Genomic DNA, 650 nt, shown 5'->3' with positions numbered 1-650 from the left:
GAAGGTCACCGTCCACGTGGCCGGTGAGATGCTCCAGCTGAAGAACACCGTCAACACGATGGTCGACCAGCTCTCCTCGTTCTCGTCAGAGGTGACGCGCGTCGCCCGCGAGGTGGGCACGGAGGGCGAGCTCGGCGGTCAGGCGACGGTGCCGGGTGTGGCCGGCGTGTGGAAGGACCTCACCGACTCCGTCAACACGATGGCCGGCAACCTCACCTCCCAGGTGCGGGGCATCGCGGAGGTGACGACGGCGGTCGCCAACGGCGACCTCTCCCAGAAGGTGACGGTGAGCGCGCGCGGCGAGGTCGCCCAGCTCGCCGAGACGATCAACCAGATGACCGAGACACTGCGCACCTTCGCCGACGAGGTGACCCGGGTGGCGAGCGAGGTCGGGGGCGAAGGGCTGCTCGGCGGCCAGGCCCAGGTGCCCGGCGCGGCGGGAACGTGGAAGGACCTCACCGACTCGGTGAACACGGTCTTCCGGAACCTGACGACGCAGGTGCGCGACATCGCGCAGGTGACGACGGCGGTGGCCAGCGGTGACATGTCGCAGAAGGTCACGGTCGATGTCGCCGGGGAGATGCTGGAGCTGAAGAACACCGTCAACACGATGGTGGACCAGCTCCAGTCCTTCGGCTCAGAGGTGACCC

1 protein-coding gene is annotated in these 650 nt (G+C 68.3%); it reads left to right on the top strand.

Annotated elements, in window-relative coordinates; translation table 11 throughout:
* Positions 1-650: HAMP domain-containing protein (locus tag V9U70_RS00020; RefSeq protein ID WP_336672309.1), on the top strand; the 650-nt coding region annotated here is incomplete at both ends.

The sequence above is a fragment of the Streptomyces pratensis genome (assembly GCF_037137275.1).
GTDB lineage: Bacteria > Actinomycetota > Actinomycetes > Streptomycetales > Streptomycetaceae > Streptomyces > Streptomyces pratensis_B.
The sequence above is the reverse complement of the archived record's forward strand: the minus strand, read 5'-3'. Positions and strand labels throughout refer to the sequence as shown.